General features: G+C 72.4%; 19 protein-coding genes. 11 read left to right on the top strand and 8 right to left on the bottom strand.

Annotated features, from left to right (window positions below; all coding sequences use genetic code 11):
• Nucleotides 1-903 (bottom strand): ATP-dependent 6-phosphofructokinase (locus tag ACLJWH_RS35780; protein WP_411145965.1); only part of this gene is annotated, 903 nt, incomplete at its 3' end.
• Nucleotides 904-1,121: 218 nt separating this feature from the next.
• Between ACLJWH_RS35780 and pta the strand changes: the two genes are divergently transcribed.
• The 3 genes from pta (at nt 1,122) to pyk (ending at nt 5,977) form a co-directional block, all read left to right on the top strand.
• Nucleotides 1,122-3,233, top strand: a complete 2,112-nt coding sequence (gene pta, locus ACLJWH_RS35775; protein WP_411145964.1) for a phosphate acetyltransferase — start codon at nt 1,122-1,124, stop codon at nt 3,231-3,233.
• A 46-nt stretch (nt 3,234-3,279) separates the two neighbouring features.
• Entirely contained in the window at nt 3,280-4,491 is a 1,212-nt protein-coding gene (locus tag ACLJWH_RS35770; protein WP_411145963.1) for an acetate kinase, read from the top strand.
• Between the two features lie 61 nt (nt 4,492-4,552).
• Entirely contained in the window at nt 4,553-5,977 is a 1,425-nt protein-coding gene (gene pyk, locus ACLJWH_RS35765; protein WP_411145962.1) for a pyruvate kinase, read from the top strand.
• 85 nt (nt 5,978-6,062) lie between these two features.
• On the opposite strand, the gene ACLJWH_RS35760 is transcribed toward pyk, so the two are convergent.
• From ACLJWH_RS35760 to ACLJWH_RS35745, 4 genes are all read right to left on the bottom strand, one after another.
• Nucleotides 6,063-7,496 (bottom strand): hypothetical protein, encoded by a 1,434-nt coding sequence (locus ACLJWH_RS35760; RefSeq protein WP_411145961.1) that lies wholly within the window; start codon nt 7,494-7,496, stop codon nt 6,063-6,065.
• A complete protein-coding gene (locus tag ACLJWH_RS35755; protein WP_411145960.1) occupies nt 7,486-8,055 on the bottom strand; it encodes a DUF6114 domain-containing protein in 570 nt (189 codons plus the stop codon). The genes ACLJWH_RS35760 and ACLJWH_RS35755 overlap by 11 nt, the downstream gene beginning before the upstream one ends.
• 251 nt (nt 8,056-8,306) lie before the next feature.
• Nucleotides 8,307-8,921 (bottom strand): DUF6230 family protein, encoded by a 615-nt coding sequence (locus tag ACLJWH_RS35750; RefSeq protein ID WP_411145959.1) that lies wholly within the window; start codon nt 8,919-8,921, stop codon nt 8,307-8,309.
• A gap of 599 nt (nt 8,922-9,520) precedes the next feature.
• A complete protein-coding gene (locus ACLJWH_RS35745; RefSeq protein WP_411145958.1) occupies nt 9,521-10,489 on the bottom strand; it encodes a tetratricopeptide repeat protein in 969 nt (322 codons plus the stop codon).
• Nucleotides 10,490-10,819: 330 nt separating this feature from the next.
• On the opposite strand from ACLJWH_RS35745, the gene ACLJWH_RS35740 reads away from it, so the two are divergent.
• Nucleotides 10,820-11,455, top strand: a complete 636-nt coding sequence (locus tag ACLJWH_RS35740) for a TetR/AcrR family transcriptional regulator (protein ID WP_411145957.1) — start codon at nt 10,820-10,822, stop codon at nt 11,453-11,455.
• A gap of 22 nt (nt 11,456-11,477) precedes the next feature.
• On the opposite strand, the gene ACLJWH_RS35735 is transcribed toward ACLJWH_RS35740, so the two are convergent.
• Together ACLJWH_RS35735 and ACLJWH_RS35730 are read right to left on the bottom strand one after the other, a co-directional pair.
• Nucleotides 11,478-12,482 (bottom strand): GDP-mannose 4,6-dehydratase, encoded by a 1,005-nt coding sequence (locus tag ACLJWH_RS35735; protein ID WP_411145970.1) that lies wholly within the window; start codon nt 12,480-12,482, stop codon nt 11,478-11,480.
• 14 nt (nt 12,483-12,496) lie between these two features.
• Entirely contained in the window at nt 12,497-13,663 is a 1,167-nt protein-coding gene (locus ACLJWH_RS35730) for a UDP-N-acetylglucosamine--N-acetylmuramyl-(pentapeptide) pyrophosphoryl-undecaprenol N-acetylglucosamine transferase (RefSeq protein ID WP_411145956.1), read from the bottom strand.
• Nucleotides 13,664-13,789: 126 nt separating this feature from the next.
• Here ACLJWH_RS35730 and ACLJWH_RS35725 point away from each other — a divergent pair, with 126 nt between their 5' ends.
• From ACLJWH_RS35725 to ACLJWH_RS35695, 7 genes are all read left to right on the top strand, one after another.
• On the top strand, nt 13,790-14,521 hold the full coding sequence (locus tag ACLJWH_RS35725; protein ID WP_411145969.1) for a response regulator transcription factor: 732 nt from the start codon (nt 13,790-13,792) through the stop codon (nt 14,519-14,521).
• The gene (locus tag ACLJWH_RS35720) at nt 14,518-15,915 is read left to right on the top strand and encodes a sensor histidine kinase (RefSeq protein WP_411145955.1); all 1,398 of its coding nucleotides are present in this window, start codon (nt 14,518-14,520) and stop codon (nt 15,913-15,915) included. Before ACLJWH_RS35725 ends, ACLJWH_RS35720 begins: the two co-directional genes overlap by 4 nt.
• Before the next feature lie 333 nt (nt 15,916-16,248).
• The gene (locus tag ACLJWH_RS35715) at nt 16,249-19,974 is read left to right on the top strand and encodes a nitrate reductase subunit alpha (protein WP_411145954.1); all 3,726 of its coding nucleotides are present in this window, start codon (nt 16,249-16,251) and stop codon (nt 19,972-19,974) included.
• Nucleotides 19,975-19,991: 17 nt separating this feature from the next.
• Nucleotides 19,992-21,605, top strand: a complete 1,614-nt coding sequence (gene narH, locus ACLJWH_RS35710) for a nitrate reductase subunit beta (RefSeq protein WP_411145953.1) — start codon at nt 19,992-19,994, stop codon at nt 21,603-21,605.
• On the top strand, nt 21,602-22,222 hold the full coding sequence (narJ, locus tag ACLJWH_RS35705) for a nitrate reductase molybdenum cofactor assembly chaperone (protein WP_411145952.1): 621 nt from the start codon (nt 21,602-21,604) through the stop codon (nt 22,220-22,222). The genes narH and narJ overlap by 4 nt, the downstream gene beginning before the upstream one ends.
• Nucleotides 22,219-23,067 (top strand): respiratory nitrate reductase subunit gamma, encoded by an 849-nt coding sequence (gene narI / locus ACLJWH_RS35700; RefSeq protein WP_411145951.1) that lies wholly within the window; start codon nt 22,219-22,221, stop codon nt 23,065-23,067. Before narJ ends, narI begins: the two co-directional genes overlap by 4 nt.
• A gap of 41 nt (nt 23,068-23,108) precedes the next feature.
• Entirely contained in the window at nt 23,109-23,492 is a 384-nt protein-coding gene (locus tag ACLJWH_RS35695; RefSeq protein WP_411145950.1) for a hypothetical protein, read from the top strand.
• 270 nt (nt 23,493-23,762) lie between these two features.
• Here ACLJWH_RS35695 and ACLJWH_RS35690 read toward each other — a convergent pair whose 3' ends face one another.
• The gene (locus tag ACLJWH_RS35690; protein WP_411145949.1) at nt 23,763-24,053 is read right to left on the bottom strand and encodes a hypothetical protein; all 291 of its coding nucleotides are present in this window, start codon (nt 24,051-24,053) and stop codon (nt 23,763-23,765) included.
• Nucleotides 24,054-24,177: the final 124 nt, after the last annotated feature.

Genomic DNA, 24,177 nt, shown 5'->3' with positions numbered 1-24,177 from the left:
GCCGCGGTGCGCGGCCTCGACGGCGTGCCAGCCGAAGCGGGTGGCGAGCACCCGGTCGTAGGCGGTCGGCGTCCCGCCGCGCTGGACGTGGCCGAGGATGACCGGGCGGGCCTCCTTGCCCAGGCGCTTCTCCAGCTCGACGGCGAGGTGGTTGCCGATGCCCGAGAAGCGCTCGTGACCGAACTGGTCGATCGCACCCTTCTCGTAGTCCATGGTCTCCGCGGCCGGGTGCGCGCCCTCGGCGACGCAGACGACGGCGAACTTCTTACCGCGGGCGAACCGCTCCTCGACCATCCTGACCAGGTCGTTCACATCGAAGGGGCGCTCGGGCAGGCAGATGCCGTGGGCGCCGCCGGCCATCCCGGACTCCAGCGCGATCCAGCCCGCGTGCCGGCCCATGACCTCGACGACCATGACCCGCTGATGCGATTCGGCGGTGGTCTTGAGGCGGTCGATCGCCTCCGTCGCCACACCGACGGCGGTATCGAAGCCGAAGGTGCGGTCGGTGGAGGAGATGTCGTTGTCGATGGTCTTCGGGACGCCGACGACCGGCATCCCGGCGTCCGACAGCATCCGGGCCGCGGTGAGCGTGCCCTCGCCGCCGATCGGGATCAGGACGTCGATCCCGTACTCCTGGGAGAGGTCCTTGGCGTTGTCGCACGCCTCGCGCAGCCGGTCGCGCTCCAGGCGGGCCGAGCCGAGGATGGTGCCGCCGCGGGCGAGGATGCCGCTGACCGCGTCCAGGTCGAGCTTGCGGAAGCGCCCGTCGAGGAGGCCCTTGAAGCCGTCCTCGAAACCTATGACCTCGTCGTTGTGGCCGGTGAGGGCTCGATGGACAACAGACCGGATCACAGCATTCAGGCCAGGGCAGTCGCCGCCTGCGGTGAGGACTCCGATACGCATCGTGCTGTGTCTCCTGTGCTCGCTGTTGGTTCTTGTGAGCCAGTCCGATTGTTTCATGGGCCGGCGGGCCCCGCCCTCACACCGGGGCCGTCCCCCTTGTCCCTCCACGCGAACTGGGAGAGTGACTTATCCACCCGCGCAGGTATTGTCAAGAGGGGCAAGCCCACCATAACGGGTAATTTGACCTTGCGAGCAACCGAATGGATCGGAGAGCACGCGTGACACGCAGCGTGTATGTGACCGGTATCGACCGCGGCGACGGCCGTCAGGTCATCGAGCTGGGAGTGATGGAACTCCTGACTCGCCATGTCGACCGGGTCGGGGTGTTCCGCCCGCTGGTCCACGACGGACCCGACCGGTTGTTCGATCTCCTACGGGCCCGCTATCGGCTGACGCAGACCGCCGAGTCCGTGTACGGCATGAGTTACGAGGAGGCCGGCACGCTCCAGGCGGAGCGCGGCACCGACGAGCTGGTCTCCCGGCTCGTCGACCGCTTCCACCAGGTGGCCAGGGACTACGAGTACGTGCTGGTACTCGGCTCGGACTACGCGGCCACCAGCCTGCCGGACGAGCTGAACCTCAACGCCCGGCTGGCCAACGAGTTCGGCGCCGCGGTGCTGGCCGTCGTCGGCGGCCAGGGCCAGGAGGCCGAGTCCGTACGCGCCGAGGCCCGCAACGCCTACCGCGCCTACGACTCGCTGGGCTGCGACGTGGTCGCCCTGGTCGTCAACCGGGTCGATCCCACCCTGCGCACGGCCGTCGCCGAGCGGCTCTCGGCCCGCCTCCCGGTGCCCTGCTACGTGCTCCCCGAGGACGGTTCGCTCTCCGCCCCGACCGTCGGGCAGATCGTGCACAGCCTCGGCGCCGAGGTGCTGCTCGGCGACGAGTCCGGGCTCGCCCGCGACGCCCGGGACTTCGTCTTCGGCGGCGCCATGCTGCCGACCTTCCTCCGGGCGCTGACCCCCGGCTGCCTCGTGGTGACCCCCGGGGACCGGGCCGACCTGGTCGTCGGTTCGCTCGCCGCGCACAGCGCCGGTGCCCCGCCGATCGCCGGAGTGGTCCTCACCCTCGACGAACGGCCGGGCCCCGACATCATGGCGCTGGCCGGCCGGCTCGCCCCCGGCACCCCGGTCATCTCGGTGCCCGGCGGCTCCTTCCCGACCGCCGCCGAACTCTTCGCCATCGAGGGCAAACTGAACGCCGCCTCCCCGCGCAAGGCGGAGACCGCACTCGGCCTCTTCGAGCGGCATGTGGACACCGCGGAGCTGACGAACCGGATCTCCGTCGCCCGCTCCGGCCGCGTCACACCGATGATGTTCGAACACGAGCTGATCGAACGCTCCCGGGCCGGCCGCCGCCGGGTCGTGCTGCCCGAGGGCAGCGAGGAGCGCGTGCTGCGGGCCGCCGATGTGCTGCTGCGCCGCGACGTCTGCGATCTGACGCTGCTGGGCGAGGAGGAGTCGATCCGCAAGCGCGCCGCCGACCTCGCCATCGACCTGGCGGACGCGCAGATCATCGACCCGCAGACCTCCGAGCTGCGCGAGCGGTTCGCCGAGCTGTACGCGGAACTCCGCGCCCACAAGGGCGTCAGCTACGAGCTGGCCTTCGACATCGTCGCGGACGTCTCGTACTTCGGCACCCTGATGGTCCAGGAGGGCCTGGCCGACGGCATGGTCTCCGGCGCGGTGCACTCCACCGCCGCCACCATCCGGCCCGCCTTCGAGATCATCAAGACCCGGGGGGCGGCACCCGGCGCGGGCGCCCAGATCGTCTCCTCGGTCTTCTTCATGTGCCTGGCCGACCGGGTCCTGGTCTACGGCGACTGCGCGGTCAACCCGGACCCGAACGCCGAGCAGCTCGCCGACATCGCCATCCAGTCGGCCGCCACCGCCGCCCAGTTCGGCGTCGAGCCGCGGATCGCGATGCTGTCGTACTCCACCGGCACCTCCGGCTCCGGCGCGGACGTCGACAAGGTCCGCAAGGCCACCGAGCTGGTCCGCGCGCTCCGCCCCGACCTGCTGGTCGAGGGCCCGATCCAGTACGACGCGGCGGTGGACGCGGCGGTCGCGCAGACCAAGCTCCCCGGATCCGACGTCGCGGGCAAGGCCACCGTGCTGATCTTCCCGGACCTCAACACCGGCAACAACACCTACAAGGCCGTGCAGCGCTCGGCCGGCGCGATCGCCGTCGGCCCGGTGCTCCAGGGGCTGCGCAAGCCGGTCAACGACCTCTCGCGCGGTGCCCTGGTCCAGGACATCGTCAACACCGTGGCCATCACCGCCATTCAGGCGCAGGGTGCCCAGCCCGGCGCCGAGCCCGCCGCCGGCTGACTCCGGCCGCCCCGTGTCCGCCCCCGAACCCACCGGAAAGCCCTCCATGACCTCCCACGCCTCCCGCGTCCTCGTCCTCAACTCCGGCTCCTCGTCGGTGAAGTACCAGCTCCTCGACATGACCGACGGCACCCGGCTCGCCCTCGGCCTGGTCGAACGGATCGGTGAGGAGACCTCCCGCCTGTCCCACACCCCGCTGGCGTCCGGCGGCGCCAAGCGCGAGCACGAGGGGCCGATAGCCGACCACGAGGCCGCACTGAAGGCCGTCGCCACCGAGCTGGCCGCGGACGGTCTCGGCCTCGACTCCCCCGAGCTGGCCGCGATCGGCCACCGGGTGGTGCACGGCGGCCTGAAGTTCACCGTGCCGACCGTCATCGACGACGCGGTGCTGGCCGAGATCGAGCGGCTGGTGCCGGTCGCGCCGCTGCACAACCCGGCGAACATCACCGGCATCAGGACCGCGCAGGCGCTCCGCCCCGATCTGCCGCAGGTCGCGGTCTTCGACACCGCGTTCCACACCACGATGCCGGAGTGCGCGGCCCGCTACGCCATCGACGTGGCGACCGCCGACGCGCACCGCATCCGCCGCTACGGCTTCCACGGCACCTCGCACGCCTATGTCTCCCGGCAGACCGCGGCACTGCTGGGCAAGGACCCCGCCGAGACCAACGTCATCGTGCTGCACCTGGGCAACGGCGCCTCGGCGTCCGCGGTGGCCGGCGGCCGCTGCATGGACACCTCGATGGGGCTCACCCCGCTGGAGGGCCTGGTCATGGGCACCCGCTCCGGTGACATCGACCCCGCGGTGACCTTCCACCTCAAGCGGGTGGCCGGGATGTCCGCCGACGAGATAGACGTGCTGCTCAACAAGAAGAGCGGTCTGCTCGGGCTCTGCGGCGACAACGACATGCGCGAGATCCGGCGCCGGATCGAGGAGGGTGACGAGCGCGCCCAGCTGGCGTTCGACATCTACATACACCGGCTGAAGAAGTACATCGGCGCCTACACGGCGGTGCTCGGCCACGTCGACGCGGTGGTCTTCACCGCGGGGGTCGGCGAGAACGCCGCCCCGGTGCGCGAGGCCGCCGTCGCCGGTCTGGAGGAGCTGGGCCTGGCCGTCGACGCCGGACTCAACGCCGTACGGTCCGACGCGCCCCGGCTGATCTCGCCCGAATACGCCAGGGTCGCGGTCGCCGTCGTTCCGACCGACGAGGAGCTGGAGATCGCCCAGCAGACATACGCCCTGGTCAACGCCTAGAACTTGGTGTTTCCCCCAGCTGGAATATTCCGCCCCGAAACAAACCGATAGGATTCAGCCCATGCGCCGTTCCAAAATCGTCTGCACCCTGGGCCCCGCCGTCGACTCCTACGACCAGCTGAAGACGCTGATCGAGGCCGGTATGAACGTGGCCCGATTCAACATGAGCCACGGGAGCCACTCGGAGCACGAGGAGCGGTACCACCGCGTCCGCAAGGCGGCCGAGGAGACCGGCCGCGCCGTCGGCGTGCTGGCCGACCTCCAGGGCCCCAAGATCCGCCTGGAGACCTTCGCCGAGGGCCCGGTCGAGCTCGTGCGCGGCGACGAGTTCGTCATCACCACCGAGGACGTCCCCGGTGACCGGACCATCTGCGGCACGACCTACAAGGGCCTGCCCGGTGACGTCTCCAAGGGCGACCCGGTCCTGATCAACGACGGCAATGTCGCGCTCCAGGTCGTCGAGGTCGACGGCCCGCGGGTGCGGACCATCGTCATCGAGGGCGGTGTCATCTCCGACCACAAGGGCATCAACCTGCCCGGCGCGGCGGTGAACGTCCCGGCGCTGTCCCAGAAGGACATCGAGGACCTCAAGTTCGCCCTGCACATGGGCTGCGACATGGTCGCGCTCTCCTTCGTCCGGGACGCCAAGGACGTCCAGGACGTGCACCGGGTGATGGACGAGGTCGGCCGCCGCGTGCCGGTCATCGCCAAGGTCGAGAAGCCGCAGGCGGTCGCCAACATGGCGGAGGTCGTGATGGCCTTCGACGCGATCATGGTGGCCCGTGGTGACCTGGCGGTGGAGTACCCGCTGGAGAAGGTCCCGATGGTGCAGAAGCGCCTGGTGGAGATGTGCCGCAGGAACGCCAAGCCGGTGATCGTCGCGACCCAGATGATGGAGTCGATGATCACCAACTCCCGGCCGACCCGCGCCGAGGCGTCCGACGTCGCCAACGCCATCCTCGACGGCGCCGACGCGGTCATGCTCTCCGCGGAGTCCTCGGTCGGCGCGTACCCGATCGAGACCGTCAAGACGATGTCGAAGATCGTCGAGGCCGCCGAGGAGGAGCTGCTCGCCAAGGGCCTCCAGCCGCTGGTGCCCGGCAAGAAGCCGCGTACCCAGGGCGGTGCGGTGGCCCGCGCGGCCTGCGAGATGGCCGACTTCCTGGACGGCAAGGCGCTGGTCGCCTTCACCAAGTCCGGTGACACCGCCCGCCGGCTGTCCCGCTACCGCGCCTGCCAGCCGATCCTGGCCTTCACCACCGACCCGGCCACCCGCGCCCAGCTCTCCCTCAGCTGGGGTGTGGAGACCTTCGTCGTGCCGCACGTCGACAACACCGACGAGATGGTCGACCTGGTCGACGCCGAACTGCTCAAGCTGCACCGCTACAACCAGGGCGACACCATGATCATCACCGCCGGTTCGCCCCCCGGCATCCCCGGCACCACCAACATGGTCCGCGTGCACCACCTGGGCGGCCAGAGCTGACCCACCCGGTCCCGCAGCGAACGGCCGTGGCCGCCACCCTCCGACAAGGGTGGCGGCCACGGCCGTTCAGTACGTTACGGCGCCGTCAGCCGGTGATGGACTGACGCATCCCCGGCACCGTCAGATCGCCGCCGAACTGGCCCGCCTGCGTGATCTTCACCTTGGTGAAGTAGGCGAAGGGGATGTTGATGGGCGGCGGGTGCTCGGGGTCGAAGACGATGGGGATCAGGCCGAAGAGGTTGCCCTCCAGGCGCTCGGTGTACATCGTGACGGTGCCGCCGCGGATCGTCGACGTCGAGCCCTCGGCGGCCTGGACGTGGTACTTCCGCCCGGCCGGGCCAACCACGATCTGGTGCAGATCGCCGATGTCCACGCTGGTGGCGGTGAACTTCAGGGCCTGCTTGGTCCGGCCGTTCGGCATCGTGAGGTTGACGACGCCCTTGTAGTCCAGACCGCTCAGGGTGAGGGCGCTGGACTCCAGTTGCCAGGGCTCGTTCGGGACGGTGGCCGGGGCCTGCTCGTCCGTACCGGCGGACTTCTTCTCCGTGACGCACGGGAACGGCTTCTTGCCGTCCGCGTCCGGCGCGTCCGCGCTGCCGCTCGGCGACGGTGCGGACGGCGTCCCGGTCGCGGCGGTCTTGCCGTCGGCGGTCTTGTCCGCCGCACCGCCGGTGTCCGCCGAGCCGCCGGCCCCGCCCGCCGGGTCCGCACCGGGCCCGGTGGCCGCCTTCCCGGCCGTCGGCGATCCGGCGTCCTTCGCCCGGCCCGCACCGCTGTCCTCGCCCATGCCGCTGTCCTTGCCCGTGCCCGGGGAGGCGGGCGGCGTGGGAGCGCCGGACGGTGTGGCGCCGGGCGAGGCCGGGTCCCCGGCCGCCTTCCCCTCACCGGGGTGGAAGACGTCGTGGATCTTCTTGCCCAGGCCCAGCGGGTCGTACCAGGGGTTCTCCCCGTCCGCGGACGCGGTGGGCGAGGAACCGGCGGACGGCCCGGGGGCCGGCGTACCGGAGGGGGACGACGGCGCGCCGCTCTCCTTGGCCGCGGACGGTCCGGCCGACGGGCCCGCGCCACCGGACGGCGTACCGCCCCGGCCGTCGGCCCCGCCGCCCCGGCCGGCCGGGTCCGGGTCCGGGTCCGCCGTGCCCTGGCCGTCCCGGGCGTCCGCGGCGTCCTTGGCGGCCTTCTCCTCCGCGGCCTTGGCCTCCTTCGCCGCCTTCGCCGCCTTCGCGTCCTTGGCGGCCTTCGCGTCCTTGGCCGCCTGCTGTGCTTCCTGCTCCTGCTGGTCCGGAGCGGTCACACACGGGCCGTCCTTGAACGGGCTCTCGGGCACCGGCTTGGCGACGGCCAGCTGGGGCGTGATGCCGATGCCCATCAGCACGGCGGTCGGCATCGCGGCGATCGCTATCGCCTTGCCCGCGGGCATGTGCAGCCGGGTCAGCAGCGGTTTCCTGGGGGCCGCGTGCCGGGGCCCGGTCCGCGCCCCGCCGGCTGCGTTCTCCGCTCGCCGCTCGTCACCCGGCACGGTGCCCCCCGTTCCCTCCGTCGGCCGGGCTCGCTCCCGGCGGACCGTCCGGTACGTGGCCCGGACCCGGCCCCGCGGCGGCCGCCGCGGGCTCCGCACCGCTCCCCGGTCCACCCGCCGGACGGGCCGGTTCCCCGGCCTCGCCCCTGGCCTCGGCGGACGCCTTGCCCGGCGCCCAGGCGACCCCCAGCGCACCGCCGATCAGCCCCATCAGATAGCCGATCACCAGGCCGCCGAAGTTCGAGATGACCAGGGAGACCAGGGAGAGCAGAATCGCCGCCACCCCCGCGAAGACCCGCGAGGCGGGCTGGAACCACAGGGTCAGCCCGAGCACGACCAGCAGTACGCCGATGATCAGCGAACCGGCCCCGGCGGTGGTCGCCAGGCTGAAGGTCAGGGAACCGATCGTGAGGTTCGCGTAAGGGACGTACATGATCGGTATGCCGGACAGCAGTGTCAGCAACCCGCCCCAGAACGGGCGGTGTCCACGCCACTGCCGGAACGACATCCGCATCCGGCCACCGGTCTCGATCAGCCGGGGTCGCGTATCGGCGCTCATGCGCCAGCCTCCCTACGGTCGGCGGGCCCGCCTGCACGCCGCGCGCACCTGTCAATGACTCTCCCCCAGCCTCCGGCCGGGGGGATCCCCACACGACGCTCACTCATGTCGTACAGCTCCTCGGGACTGGCACATCCATGGTTCTGAGCTGGAGTGCGTGATGCGTGGCGCCACCGGCATACGGGCACGGGGCACGAGGTGCTCCGGGCCTCCCCGGACAGCTCTCACCCCGTGCCCGCACGCTCAGCGCGTCAGTAGCACTCGTTCTTGCCCTTGGCGACATCCATCTTCAGGCCGCTGAGCTTGAACGTGCCGGCCGTGGTGGCCCAGGCACGCTGCTCGACGCCGGTCAGCACGGCCGTTTCGGCTTCCTGGGCGAAGGAGCCCCGGTCCGCCAAATCGCCTGCGTGCATACCGGGATTGGACGTCGAACCCGCAGCAACACCGATGTTGATGTTCTTGAAGGTCGCGTCGGCCTTCAGCTGGTCGAGGTCGATGTACAGGTTCTTCGCCACGACCGGCTTGCCGCCCCCGCCCGCCGACAGCTTCAGCGAGACATCGCCGAACAGCGGCACCGGTACGACCACCGACTGGCACAGGTTCGTGATCTCGGCGCTTGAGAAACCCGAGACCGCCACCGGGACCTTCGTGCCGTCCTTCTGCACGTCGATGGCCCCGTACTGCACGAAACCGGTGCCCTTCAGCCGGTCCGTAGTGACCTTGAACTGCTGGCCGGACACGCTGAACGACGCCGCGAGCGCACCCTGTGAGATTGCCACGCCGATCGCGGCGGTCGCCGCGACACTCGGCACCATGACGACGGCGAACCGCTTCCATCTGGTCCCGCCACGAGCCTGGGACTCCATGACTTTCCTCCTTCTCGGACGTACATCTCCGGTACCGGCCGCCTAGGTTCGGCGGCCGCACCTGGGATGGGAGAAGTGCTACGTCCTCGGGAAGGAGAGCGCCCGTCCTCGGAGGCAGAGCGCGTTCCGAACACCGGCGATCACCCCCGAGCGACAACCACTGGCCACGCTCTCGCGCAACCTCCTGGACAGGCCCTGCCGGACATGGCAGAGACCCCCCTGTCCACGGCCGGCGCCACTGCCGCCGGCCACTCGGTGGGGACCCAAGTACCCCGCGGCGCCGACCGGATGACGGGCTGCGGGAATGGACCGAGCGTGGCCGATCGTGGTGCATTCGGGGCCGCCGCACAAGGGGTTCATTACTTGCGAGTAACGGGTGGATGACCGAACCGTGGCCGACCGATATCGCCCGGGTACACAGGGTCGTCGCACATCGCGACGGCAGATCGGGTAATTGCCGACAGAACGCCACAAAGCAATGCGCTGGACTTACTCCAAGTAACAGCGGCCACGCTTCACCAAGATTTGGTAAAGCGTGGCCGCTGTTCCGTTTGCCGAAAGGGGTCCCGGGACGGGATGAAGAGGAGAAGGCCGGCGGCTCAGAACAGCACGCGGGCCAGCGCCGTACGCGCCGCGATCACCCGCGGGTCGTCCGCGCCGATCACCTCGAAGAGCTCCAGCAGCCGCAGCCGCGCGGTCTCCCGGTCGTCACCGGCCGTCCGCTTCACCGCGTCGACCAGGCGGCCGAAGGCGTCCTCGACATGTCCGCCGACCAGATCGAGGTCGGCCGCACGGATCTGCGCCGCCACATCGGCCGGCTGCTCCGCGGCCTCCTTGCGGACCGCCTGCGGGTCCAGACCCTGTACCCGGCGCAGGAGTTCGGCCTGCGCGAGGCCGAGCTTGGCCTCCGGGTTGGCCGGGTCGTCGGAGAGCACGTTCTGGTACGCCTGGATGGCACCGCCCAGATCGCCGGAGTCCAGCGCCTGGTTCGCGGCCTCCAGCAACGCGTCGTACGGACCGACCGGTTCCTCGGCGGCCGGCTGCTCCGCCGCATCGCCCGCCGCCTCGACCGGCGCGCCGACGATGCCGAACTGCTGCTCGGCGGCCTGCACCAACTGGTCGAGCACCTGCTTGATCTGGGCCTGTGGGGCCGCGCCCTGGAAGAGCGGGATGGGCTGGCCCGCGACGACCGCGAAGACCGCCGGGACGCCCTGCACCCCGAACTGCTGGGCGAGCATCGGGCTGGCGTCGACATCGATCCTGGCCACCACGAACTTGCCGGCGTACTCCTCCGCGAGGCGCTCCATCACCGGGGCCAGCTGCTTGCACGGCTGGCACCAGTCGGCCCAGAAGACGACGACGACCGGGACCTCGTTGGAGCGCTGGAGGACGTCCTGCTCGAACCCTGCCTCATCGACCTCGAACACCAGGGCGGTGCCGCTCACCGGCGCCGCGCCGGTGCGGACGGCCTCGGCGCGGGCCTGCTCCGCCTTCTGCTTCGCATCGCCGGCCGCCTTCACCGCGGCAAGATCGACGACTCCGCTCATGGACATATTGCGTGGCTGCATAGGTCCATCCTCCCCCCTGGGCGGGCCGTTCCGGAAAGCGGTGCTCACAATCCGGCCGGACAGCGCCGCTGACCTGCCGGTGAGCTCCGCGCCCGACCGTGTACGCCGCGCCGGAATGCCGGCGTACACCGAGGCGCAGCGCCCGAGTTGGCCGGTGTCCTGCACGGCCGCGGGTCCCCACCCACGGCCAAGTGGTCATCACTCTTACGCTACGGGTCGTAGCGTAACTCGCCGTCACCCCCACGGGGCAACCCCCTCCGGCGGCCCGTTCCGTGATCTCCCTCACCCGTTGCGGCACCCGGTTGCCTACCGGCCGGTAAGGTCGCCCGCATGCCGCACTCCGCCAGTTCCCCGAAGGGCCGCCCCGGCCGCCCGCGCAGCGCCGCGGCCGACCGCGCGATCCTCGACGCGACCCGCGCCGCGCTCGTCGACCTGGGCTGGGGAAAGCTCACCATGGGCGATGTCGCGGCCCGTGCCGGCGTCGCCAAGACGACGCTCTACCGCCGCTGGGCCAACAAGAACGAGCTGGTCGTGGACGCCGTGGCCGTCCTCTTCGACGAACTCGAACTCCCCGACCGCGGCTGCCTCCAGGCCGATATCGAGGGCGTGGTGCGGCAGTTCGGCGCGCTGCTCGCGCGGCCCGAGACCAAGACGGCGCTGATGGCCGTGGTCGCCGAGTCCACCACCGACGACGCGCTGCGCGAGCGGATCCGGTCGGCGATCGTCGACCGCCAGAAGCGGCTGGTGGTCCTCGGCCGCGAGCGCGCCCAGCAGCGCGGCGAACTCCCGCCGGACGTCCCGGGCCCCGAGGGCGCGCTGGCCGCCGCGCGCACCGCGGGCCTGATCTTCGACCTGATCGCGGGGGCGATCGTGCACCGCACCCTGGTCACCGCGGAGCCGGTGGACGCGGAATGGGCCCACCGGCTCTCGACGGTGCTCCTCCAGGGCCTGGGCGGCCTGGAGTGAGCGGGCCCGGCCGGGCCGCGGCTCACACCTGGTAGCGGTCCGCGCGGAACAGGTGCAGATTCCCGGCCACCCACTCCGACGTCCGCGCCAGCCCCTCCGTCAGCGACACCCGCGGCTCCCACGAAGCCCACTCGCGCGCCCGGGAGTTGTCCGACAGCAGCCGCTCGACCTCGCTGCCCGCGGGCCGCAGCCGCGCGGGGTCCACCACCACCTCCGCCGTGCTGCCGGAGGCTTCGATCAGCGCCTGGGCGAGCGCGCCGATGCTGATCTCCCGGCCGCTGCCGAGGTTGACGACCTCCCCCAGCGCCCGGTCGCAGCCGGCCAGCGCGAGGAAACCGGCCGCGGTGTCCGTGACGAAGGTGAAGTCGCGGGTCGGGGTGAGCGAGCCGAGCTTGAGCTGCCGGGCACCGGAGTGCAGCTGGGCCAGGATCGTGGGGATCACGGCGCGCGCCGACTGCCGCGGGCCGTAGGTGTTGAAGGGCCGGACGACCGTCACCGGCAGCTCGAACGCGTGCCAGTGCGAGAGCGCCATCATGTCGGCGCCGATCTTCGACGCGGAGTACGGCGACTGCGGCTGGAGCGGATGGTCCTCGCCTATCGGCGCGGTGAGCGCGGTCCCGTAGACCTCACTGGTGGAGGTGTGCACCAGCCGCCGCACGGCGTGCCGCCGGCACGCCTCCGCGATGTTCTCGGTGCCGACCACGTTCGTCTGCACATACGCGCCGGGCGAGTCGTAGCTGTACGGGATGCCGATCAGCGCCGCCAGGTGGAAGACGGTGTCGCAGCCGGCGACGGCGTCCATCACCCGGCCGGCGTCCCGTACATCCCCGGAGATCATCTCGACGGGGCTGTCCGGCACCAGGTAGCGGGCGAGGTTGCCCTTCTCGGCGTACGGCTTGTAGTGCACGAAGGCGCGCACCTCGGCGCCCTGCTCCACCAGCAGATCGACGAGGGCCGAGCCGATGAACCCCTCGGCGCCGGTCACCAGGACCTTGCGGCCCTGCCACTGCTGCGTACCGCTGCTCATGCTGACTCCGTTGCTCATGCTGACTCCTTCGGGTGCGTGGTGAGGTGGTGCGGACGGGGGCGGCCGGCCAGTGCACGGGCCCTGGCGGCCAGCAGGTCGGCGGCCTGGGCGTGGGTGCCCGGGTCGGCGGCGGCGCCCATCGCCGCGAGCCGGTCCGGATCGGCGAGCAGCGGATCGACCAGCGCGGCCAGCCGCTCCGCGGTGGTCTCCGCGTCCGGCAGCAGCAGCGCCGCCCCGGCGTCGGAGAGCACCCGCGCGTTATGTGTCTGGTGGTCGCCGGGCGCGTGCGGATAGGGCACCAGGACGGCCGGCATCCCGATGGTGGCCAGCTCCGCGACGGTCGCCGAACCGGCCCGGCACACGACCAGGTCGGCGGCCGCGTACGCCAGATCCATCCGGTCCAGGTACGGCACCGCCTCGGCCACGGCCGCCCCGCCGTTCGCCGTCAGCTGCGCCCGGGTCTCCGCCAGCGCCGCCGGACCGGTCTTGATCAGCAGCCGCAGATCGGCCCGGGAGCGGTAGCGGGCCGCCAGGCCGACCGCGGCCGCGGTGAGCCGGGCCGCGCCCAGGCTCCCGCCGTTGACCAGCAGCAGCCGGGCCCCCTCCGGGATGCCCAGCGTCCGCCGCGCGGTGGCCCGCAGCGCCGTACGGTCCAGCCGGGCCAGCGGCCCGACCAGCGGCATCCCGACGGTCTCGGCGTGCTCGCCGCCCACCAGATGCGCCCGGCTGCGGTCGAAGGCGAGGGCCAGGTGTGGGGTGAGCCGGGCCGCGAACTTGTTGGCCCGGCCGGGCACCGCGTTGGACTCGTGGACCAGGCTCGGCAGTCCGGCCAGCCGCGCCCCGACGATGACCGGCGCGCTCGGATAGCCGCCCATACCGACCGCGACCTGGGCGCCCTGCGCCTTGAGGAGGGCGCGGCACTGGGCGCCCGCGCGCAGCAGTGCGGCCGGCAGCAGATAGCGCTTGGCGCCCAGCGCGGGGTCGAACGGGATCATGTCTACGGTGTGCAGCCGGTAGCCGGCCTCGGGGATGAGCCGCGTCTCCAGCCCGCGCTCGGTCCCCACGAAGGAGATCACCGCGTCCGGCTCGGCCCGGCGGAGCGCGTCGGCGAGGGCGAGTCCGGGATAGATGTGGCCGCCGGTGCCGCCCGCACCGATCACGACAGAGAGTGGTGTGCGCATGGCCGCCACGCTCGCGAAATGTCCTAAGAGGCTTCTAAGAGCAGCGTTTGACAGCCTGTGTCCATGTCGCCCGAGCCATCCTTGCCGTCCGAGCCGTCCGAATCCTCCATGCCGTCCATGCCGTCCATGCCGTCCGGGGATCCGGGCCCCGCCCGTCCGCCGTCATCCTCCCCGCCCCCGGCGCGGATCCTCGTCGTCGACGACGAACCCGAGGTACGCGCCGCCGTCGAGGACGGACTCGGCGTCGAGGGCTACGCGGTACGGGGCGCCGCCGACGGGCTCACGGCCCTCTCCGAGGTCGCCGCCTGGCAGCCGGACGCGATCGTCCTGGACGTGCTGATGCCGGTCCTGGACGGGCTCGCGGTCTGCCGCCGGCTGCGCGCGCTGGACGACCGTACGCCGATCCTCGTGCTGACCGCGCTGGACTCGGTCAGCGAGCGGGTGGACGGGCTGGACGCCGGCGCCGACGACTACCTCGTCAAACCGTTCGCGCTGGACGAGCTGGTCGCCCGGGTCCGGGCACTGCTGCGCCGCGCCTCGGCCGCCGGCGCCGACGACACCCGGCTCACCTTCGCCGATCTGGTCGTCGATCCGCTGACCCGCACCGGCCACCGGGCGGGCCGGCCACTGGAGTTCAGCCGTACCGAGTGGGCGCTGCTCGAACTGCTGCTGCTGCACCCGGGGCAGGTGCTGCCGCGCGAGGTGATCCTGGAGCGGGTCTGGGGCCGCGACTTCGGTCCGGACTCCAACTCCCTCGCCGTCTACATCGGTTATCTGCGCCGCAAGCTGGAGGCCGGCGGCGAGTCCCGGCTGGTGCACACCGTGCACGGGGTGGGCTACCGCCTGGACCGGGCATGAGCGGCCGCCGCGGTCTGGGCGCCCGCTGGCGCCGCCGCCGGCCGCTGCGCACCCGGCTGGCGCTCGCCACCTCCGCGGCGGTGGCGCTGGTCGCCGTCGGTGTCTGCGCCGCCGCGTTCGTCGTCATCCGCTACCAGATGACCCGCCAGCTGGACCTCAACCTCGCCCAGACGGCCGCCGAGGTCACCCAGCGCAGTCGCGACTGGGGACCGAGCGCGGGCGATACGAACTGCCGCTACCAGGCCGTGCCCTGTGTCCAGATCGTGCCGTCCGATCCGGCCAGGGATCCGCGCACGGCGTACGCGATGCCGGTCACCGACGCCACCCGGCAGGTCGCGGACGGGCGGCGGGCGGCGTACTACAGCGCGCTGACGGTCGCCGGGCAGCCGGTGCGGATGTTCACCACCCGCCTGCCGCACAAGGACGAGGCGCTCCAGGTCGCACTGCGCTCCGACACCGTGCAGCGGGGGGTGCGGCAGGCCGCCGGGGCGCTGGCGGCGGTCGGCGGCGCGGGCGTGCTGCTGGCCGGCGCGCTCGGCTACTGGGTCTCGCGCAGCGGCCTGGCGCCGGTCGCCCGGCTGACCGCCACCGCCGAGCGGATCGCGGCCACCCGCGACGCCCGGCACCGCATCGAACTGCCCGCCGGTCCGCGGGGCCGCGAGGACGAGGTCACCCGGCTCGCCGCCAGCTTCAACACCATGCTCGGCGAGCTGGAGCAGTCGGTCACCGCCCAGCGCCGCCTGGTCGCGGACGCCTCCCACGAGCTGCGCACCCCGCTGACCGCGCTGCGGACCAACGCCGAACTGCTCGCCCGCGCCGACCGGTTGACCGCGGCGCAGCGCGACCGCGCCGCCGCCGCGCTGGGCCGCCAGCTGCGCGAGGTGACCACCCTCGTCAACGACCTGATCGAACTCGCCCGGGACGAGGAGCCGCAGCCGCTGGTGGAACAGGTCCGCCCGGCCGGCCTGCTGGAGCACGCGGTGCGCGCGGCCCGCGAGCACTGGCCGGAAATCGCCTTCACCTCCCATATCGACCCCGCCGCGGCCGACGCCCTGCTCCCCGGCGTGCCGTCCCGGCTGACCCGGCTGCTCTCCAACCTCCTGGACAACGCGGCGAAGTTCTCCCCGCCCGGCGGTCCCGTGGAGACCGCCCTCACCGCCGTGGGCGGCGCCCTGGAGCTGACCGTCCGCGACCACGGACCCGGCATCGCGAGCGCCGATCTCCCGCACGTCTTCGACCGCTTCTACCGCGCCGACGCGGCCCGCGCCCTGCCCGGTTCGGGCCTGGGTCTGGCCATGGCCCGCCAGATCGCCCGCGCCCACGGCGCCGACCTCACCGCGGAGGCGCCGCCCGGCGGCGGCGCCCTCTTCCGCCTCCGCCTGCCGGTGCCGTGACGCGGCGGCCGCCGGGGGCGCCGGGGGCGCCGGGGCATCGGAGGCGCCGGGGCATCGGGGGCGCCAGCTGACGCATACGACTCCGGATCACGCCCCCGGACCACACCTCCGGCATAGGAACACTCCCCGGAACCGGCGCCCCGGTTTGTCGGGTGATGTGCCCTCACTTCGTACGCATATCGGGCGCGTTAGGGTCAGGCACAAATATTGCAAAGAGCAATGAAAGCTCCGTGCACGACATGTGCAACTGTCCGTAACGGCGGGCGTGCGGGGCCCGCGGCGGGGCCACAGTGAGGGCGACGCAGGACTCCGCCTCACAGAGAGCCGACCGCCGTGGTGCATCGCAGAGCGCGCAGGGAAGCCGAACGGGCCGCCGCCGCAGCCACCGAGCGACTCCTGAGAGCCGGCCGGATACTGCGGCGCACGACGACCACACCGGACCTGCGCGCCGTCTACCGCGGCGACCAGAGCGTCAATGACGCGCCGTACCGGGAACGCTGGGCGCACGACAAGGTCGTCCGGTCCACCCACGGGGTGAACTGCACCGGGTCGTGTTCCTGGAAGGTGTTCGTCAAGGACGGGCTGATCACCTGGGAGACGCAGCAGACCGACTACCCGTCCGTGGGGCCCGACCGCCCCGAGTACGAGCCGCGGGGCTGCCCGCGCGGGGCGTCGTTCTCCTGGTACACCTACTCGCCGACCCGGGTGCGCTACCCCCATGCCCGCGGGGTGCTCGTCGAGATGTACCGCGAGGCCAGGCAGCGGCTGGGCGACCCGGTGGCGGCCTGGGCCGAGATCACCACCGATCCCGTCAAGCGTAGGCGCTACCAGTCCGCGCGCGGCAAGGGCGGACTGGTGCGGATCGGCTGGCCGGAGGCGCTGGAGATCGCCGCCGCCGCGCATGTGCACACCCTCCAGGAGTACGGACCGGACCGGATCGCGGGCTTCTCGCCGATCCCCGCCATGTCGATGGCCTCGCAGGCGGTCGGCGCCCGCTTCATGTCCCTCATCGGCGCGCCGATGCTCTCCTTCTACGACTGGTACGCGGACCTGCCGATCGCCTCTCCGCAGGTCTTCGGCGATCAGACCGATGTGCCCGAGTCCGGCGACTGGTGGGACGCGGCGTATCTGATGCTGTGGGGCTCCAACGTGCCGGTGACCCGGACGCCGGACGCGCACTGGATGGCCGAGGCCCGCTACCGGGGGCAGAAGGTGGTGGTGGTCTCCCCCGACTACGCGGACGCCACGAAGTTCGCCGACCAGTGGCTGCACCCGCACCCGGGGACCGACGGCGCCCTGGCGATGGCGATGGGGCACGTCGTCCTCACCGAGTTCTTCGTCCGCCGGCAGGTGCCCTACTTCACCGACTACGTCCGGCGCTTCACCGATCTGCCGTTCCTGGTCGCGCTCGACGAGCGGGCGGACGGCGCTCACACGCCGGGGAAGTTCGTCACCGCCGCGGATCCGGGCCCGGCCGGGAGCGCCGGCGCGGGCGAGGAGGCGGACCGCTGGCGTCCGATGGTGTTCGACGCCGCCACGGGCCGGCCGGCCGTTCCCCCCGGGACGCTGGGCGAGCGCTGGTCCGAGCGCGGCAAGGGCCGCTGGAACCTGGACCTCGGCGACCTCGTGCCCGAACTCACCTTCCACGGGGCCGGGGGCGGCGCCACCGCGGAGGTGGTCCTGCCCCGCTTCGACCGGCCCGGGGGCACGGTCCGCCGTACGGTGCCGGTCCGCGAGATCGGCGGCCGCCTGGTGACCACCGTCTTCGATCTGCTGCTCACCACCTACGGCGTGCACCGCGAGGGGCTCACCGGCGACTGGCCGACCGGGTACGACGACGCCACCTGGCCGTGCACCCCGGCCTGGCAGGAGGAGATCACCTCCGTACCGGCCGCCCAGGTGATCCGGATCGCGCGGGAGTTCGCCCGGAACGCGGAGCAGACCCGCGGCCGGTCCATGATCGTGATGGGGGCGGGCACCAACCACTGGTTCCACTCCGACACCATCTACCGGGCCTTTCTGACGCTGCTCCTGCTGACCGGCTGCCAGGGCGTCAACGGCGGCGGCTGGGCGCACTACGTCGGCCAGGAGAAGGTCCGCCCGTACGCCGGCTGGCAGCAGCTGGCGACGGCCGCCGACTGGGTGCGCCCCTCCCGGCAGATGGCCGGCACCCCGTACTGGTATCTGCACACCGACCAGTGGCGCTACGAGAGTTACCGGGCGGACGTGCTGGCCGCACCCACCGGGCGCGGCCTCTTCACCGGCCGGCACACCGCCGACCTGGTCGCCCAGTCCGCCCGGCTGGGCTGGCTGCCCTCCTACCCGACGTTCGCCGCCAACCCGCTCGACCTGGGCGCCCGGGTCCGCGCGGCCGGCCGCGAACCCGGCGCCTGGGTCGCCGACGAACTGGCGGCCGGGCGGCTGGACTTCGCCTGCGAGGACCCGGACGCGCCAGGCAACTGGCCGCGGGTGCTGACCGTCTGGCGCGCCAACCTCATCGGCTCCTCCGCGAAGGGCAACGAGTACTTCCTGCGGCATCTGCTCGGCGCCCAGGACAACGCGAGCGCGGCGGAGGCGCCGCCCGCCGACCGGCCGGGCGAGCTGACCTGGCACGAGGAGGCGCCGCGTGGCAAGCTCGACCTGCTGCTCGCCCTCGACTTCCGGATGACGTCCACGACGCTCTTCGCCGACCTCGTCCTGCCGGCCGCCACCTGGTACGAGAAGCACGATCTCTCCAGTACGGACATGCACCCCTACGTCCACGCCTTCACCCCGGCGATCGACCCGCCCTGGCAGGCCCGCACCGACTTCGAGATCTTCCACGGCCTGGCCGCCCGGCTCGGCGAACTGGCCGAGGGACGCCTCGACGTGGCGTACGACCTGGTGGCCACCGCCCTCCAGCACGACACCCCCGGCGAGACGGCGCAGCCCGGCGGCACCGTCCCCGACTGGCGCACCGGCGCCCCCGCCGTACCGGGCGGCAACCTGCCCCCGCGCACGGTGGTGGAGCGCGACTACACGGCCATCGCCGGCAAGCTCGCTGCCCTGGGACCGCTGGCGGAGCGCGACGGTATGACCGTCAAGGGGCTCACCGTCCACCCCGTGGCGGAGAGCCGCTGGCTGGCGGCCCGCTGCGGCACCGCCGCCCGCGGCGCGGCCGCCGGGCGGCCGCTGCTGGACACGGACGTGAAGTTCTGCGAGGCGATCCTCGCGCTGTCCGGCACCACCAACGGGCGGATCGCCGCCGAGGGGTTCGCCCGCCTCGCCGAACGGTGCGGTCCCGGCAGCGGCCTGGCGGCGCTGGGCGAGTCGGTGGCCGAGCGGCGGGTGCTCTTCTCCGACACCCAGGAGCGGCCCGTCCAGGTCTCCACCAGCTTCGAGTGGTCCGGCAAGGAGGCCACCGACCGCCGCTACTCGCCGTTCACCGTCAACACCGAGCACGGCAAGCCCTGGCACACCCTCACCGGCCGCCAGCACTTCTACCTCGACCACGACTGGATGGCCGAACTGGGCGAGCAACTGCCCGTCTACCGGCCGCCGCTGGACCTCGCCGCGCTCGGCGAGAGCGGCCCCGGGACCACCGGCGGCCCGGACGGCGAGCGCACGGTGACCGTCCGGTACGTCACCCCGCACTCGAAGTGGTCCATCCACTCCGAGTACCAGGAGAACCTGCTCATGCAGACCCTGGCCCGCGGCGGGCCGGTCATCTGGATGAGCGTGGCGGACGCCGGGGCCATCGGAGCCGCGGACAACGACTGGATCGAGGCGGTCAACGCCAACGGCGTGGTCGTCGCCCGCGCCGTCGTCTCGCACCGCATGCCGGCCGGCACCGTGTTCATGTACCACGTACAGGAACGGCTGGTGAACGTGCCCAGGTCACAGGCGACCGGCCGGCGCGGCGGCGTCCACAACGCGCTGACCAAACTCCTGATCAAACCCACCCATCTCATCGGCGGCTACGGCCAGTTGTCGTTCGCCCCCAACTACTACGGCCCGACCGGCAACCAGCGTGACGCCGTCACCGTCATCCGCCGCCGCTCCCAGACCGTGTCCTACTAGCACCATGGAGTACTGACATGAGGGTGATGGCTCAAGTGGCCATGGTCATGAACCTCGACAAGTGCATCGGCTGCCACACCTGCTCGGTCACCTGCAAGCAGACCTGGACCAACCGGACCGGCACCGAGTACGTCTGGTTCAACAACGTCGAGACCCGCCCCGGCCAGGGCTACCCCCGCGGCCACGAGGACCAGGACCGGTGGCGGGGCGGCTGGCGGCTCAAGGGCGGCCGCCTCGTACCGCGCACCGGCGGCCGCGCCCGCCGCCTCGCCCGGATCTTCGCCAACCCCGAACTCCCCTCGCTGGACGACTACTACCAGCCCTGGACCTACGACTACGAGAACCTCACCTCGGCCCCGCTCGGCGACGATGTGCCCACCGCCCGGCCCCGCTCGCTGATCGACGGCCGCCCCACGGCGGTCACCTGGGGCCCCAACTGGGACGACGACCTCGGCGGCGGCCCCGGCCACATCGCCGAGGACCCCGTCCTGCGCCGGATGAACGAACGCGTACGGCTGGAGTACGAGCAGGCGTTCATGTTCTATCTGCCGCGGATCTGCGAGCACTGCCTCAACCCGTCGTGCGTGGCCGTCTGCCCCTCCGGCGCGCTGTACAAGCGCATCGAGGACGGCATCGTCCTGGTCGACCAGGACCGGTGCCGGGGCTGGCGGATGTGCGTCTCGGGCTGCCCGTACAAGAAGGTCTACTTCAACCATGAGAGCGGCAAGGCCGAGAAGTGCACCCTGTGCTACCCCCGCATCGAGGCGGGCGAGCCCACCGTCTGCTCGGAGACCTGCGTGGGGCGGCTGCGCTACCTCGGCGTGATGCTCTACGACCCGGACAAGGTCGGCGAAGCCGCCGCCGTCCCCGATGAACAGGACCTCTACGAGGCACAGCTCGGCTGCTTCCTCGACCCGGACGACCCCGAGGTGGCCGAGGCGGCCGAGCGGTCGGGCATCCCGCACGACTGGCTCACCGCCGCCCGCCGCTCCCCGGTGCGCGCCCTGATCACCCGCTACCGGGTGGCGCTGCCGCTGCACCCGGAGTACCGCACCATGCCGATGGTCTGGTACGTCCCGCCGCTCTCCCCGATCGTGGACGCGCTGACCGGTACCGGGCACGACGGCGAGGACCCCGCCGGTCTCTTCGGGGCCATCGACACCCTGCGCATTCCGCTGGAGTACCTCGCCGGGCTCTTCACCGCCGGTGACACCGGCCCCGTGGAGGCCGCCCTGTGCCGGCTCGCCGCGATGCGCGCCCATATGCGCCGCATCAACCTCGACGAGCCGCGCGATCCGGCCATCGCCCGGAGCGTCGGAATGGACGCCGACGGCATCGAGGAGATGTACCGGCTGCTCGCGATCGCCAAGTACGAGGAGCGGTATGTGATCCCGACGAGCTACACCGGCAGCGTGCCCGAGGACGGGGCGGACGGCGGGTGCAGCCTGGACGGCGACGGCGGCCCCGGCATGATGGAGAGTGGCCTGCCCGGCATGGCGGACTTCCACGCCCCGCCCACCGCCCCCGAGCCGGCCGCGAGTGGCGGGCTGCGCGGCCGCGTCAACCTGCTGAACTGGGACGGCCGCTCGCGGCCCGCCGGGCTCTTCCCCCGACGGGGGGAACACCGGTGAACCGCCCGGCCGTTCACCAGGCGGCGGCCCTGCTGCTGAGCTACCCCGACGACAGCTGGCCCGGTCTGCTGCGCACCGTCCGCACGGACCTGGGCGAACTCCCGGGCCCGGAGACGGAGTTGCTGACGCGGTTCTGCGCGGCCGTGGACGGGGTGCCGCCGCTCGACCTCGCGGCCCGCTACGTCCGCACCTTCGACCGCAGCCGCCGCCGCACCCTGCACCTGACCTACTACACCGACGGCGACACCCGCCGCCGCGGCGCCTCCCTGGCCCGGCTCAAGGCCCTCTACCGCGCCCACGGCTGGGAGCTGGCCGCGGCCGAACTCCCCGACTTCCTCCCCGCCGTCCTGGAGTTCGCCGCCCGCTGCCCCCGGCCCGGCGAGGAGCTGCTGACCGCCCACCGCCCCGCACTCGAACTCCTCGGCCACGCGCTCACCGCTTACCACAGCCCGTACGCCGACGTGCTGGGCGCCGTCCGCCGGACGCTGCCCGGACCGGCGCCCGCCGACCGGGCGGCCGCGCTCCAGCTCGCCCGCCACGGGCCGCCCGCCGAGAGCGTCGGGCTCGACCCCTTCCCCGACCGGGACGGCCCGCACCAGGAAGGAACCCGTCGTTGACACATCTGCGCATCGCCCTGTGGGGCGTCCTGCCCTACGTCGTCCTCACCGTCCTGGTCGCCGGCAGCCTCTGGCGCTACCACTACGACCGCTTCGGCTTCACCACCCGCTCCAGCCAGCTGCACGAGAGCCGGCTGCTCGGCATCGGCGGCCCGCTCTTCCACTACGGGCTGGTCCTCGTCTTCGCCGGCCATGTCATCGGCCTGCTCGTCCCCGAGTCATGGACCGACCACCTGCACATCGGCGAGAGCTTCTACCACACCAACGCGCTGCTGGCCGGCGGCGCCGCGGGCCTCGCCGCCGTCACCGGGCTGGCCGTCCTGCTCTGGCGCCGGCTACGGGTACCGGCCGTACGCCGGGCGACCAGCCGCAGCGACCGCGCCGTCTACCCGCTGCTGGCCGCCGTCCTGCTCGCCGGCCTCACCGTCACCGCCGGCGGCGCGGTGCCCGGCGCCTACGACTACCGCACGGGCGTCTCCGTCTGGTTCCGCAGCCTGTTCACCCTCGACCCCCAGGTGACGCTCATGGCCCAGGCCCCCGTCACCTACCAGCTGCACGCGCTCCTGGCGATGGCACTGTTCGCCCTCTGGCCCTTCAGCCGCCTGGTACACGCCTTCACCGCACCACTCGGCTACCTGACCCGCCCCTACATCGTCTACCGCTCCCGCGCCCGCGCGACCCCCTACCGCCACCCGGCGTCCGACCCCGCCCCCCGGTCCCACCGGGGCCGGCCGCCCGGCGGCAGAACCGCGGGCCTGCCGCCGACCGCCCGCCCCGCGGCCCCTGCCCAGCTCCTCCCGGAACACGCGCCTCGTGCGCGTGATGCGCACCCGGAACGGGGTTAGGGCCCGTCCGGCGGATCATCGATCACTATGGTCGGAGGATCATGAAGGCTCTGATCCTGCTGTTCGCCGCGTCTGTCGTTTTCGTCATGCCAACCTGCCTGGTCTGGCGGCTGGGGCAGCGAGCGAGGGTCCCCAGCTGGATGCTGATCGTGTTCCTGCTGGCCGGTTGGCTGACAGTGTTCGTCGGCGGCGCCCTCTCGCAGCGCGCGCAGCCGGGCCTGTTTCCCGATACGTCGCCCTGCTACGGCACGCGCAGCACTCCTGTCTCGCGGTATTTCCCGCCCGACTCGTTCTGCCGCCACACAGACGGGGAGTTGCGGACGGTCAATGGCCAGAACGCCAGGCTCGTGTTCTGGACCGCCGCCAACACCACCTTGGCCATGGCGCTCGCCGCCGCCTTTGCACGGCGTCGCCGGCGAGCCTGATCCCGCTCGCCCCGTCGCAGGCGCCCCGGACCTCGACCGCCCCTGTGACCGGGCAGCCGGGTCGCGCCAACGTGCTCCGGCCACCCGTCGCTCGGCGGCCGAGTCGGGCGCGGTGCTGCCGGGGCGTGCGTCTCCACCCGGCACCCGCCGGCGGTTTCCTGCGTGCCCCGGCAGCGTGCCGGTGGGCCCGGCAGGAGGTGGAGTCGGCTCGGCCGCGGGCTGTCGGCCCGGGGTCGGCACCGGTCGCGCCGCCGGGCGCCTGTATGCGGGCTACGCGGCGCAGTTGGCGTTCAGGCTGTCGATGTCGGCGCGGAGTTTTCTGGTGCCGCTGCCGTCGTAGGGGTGGCTGTCGACGAAGCTCTGGGCGTCGTCGCGCACGCCCTGCCAGTCAGTGTGGCTGCTCGGGGCACCGGCGCTCTCCAGATCGCTGCGGGTCTGGGCCACGGCCTGCCCACAGGTGGCGGCGGGCGCGGCGACGGCGGGGACCGCCGGGCCTGCGAGGACGAGGACGGCCAGGGCCGCGGCCCCGACGAGCGCGAACGCGGGTGCGCGAGGTGTCATGCCCCATTTATGCGCATACCGTCGGCCCCGCCATGCCCGCTCGAACGGCCTTCCACCCCTATGGAGGACCGCATCGGTCCCGGAACCGGGGCCATGTCCACCGCCATCTGCCACACCGTGACCG

Origin of the sequence: Streptomyces sp. x-80, assembly GCF_046549095.1 — a bacterium.
Lineage (GTDB): Bacteria > Actinomycetota > Actinomycetes > Streptomycetales > Streptomycetaceae > Streptomyces > Streptomyces celluloflavus.
The sequence above is the reverse complement of the archived record's forward strand: the minus strand, read 5'-3'. Positions and strand labels throughout refer to the sequence as shown.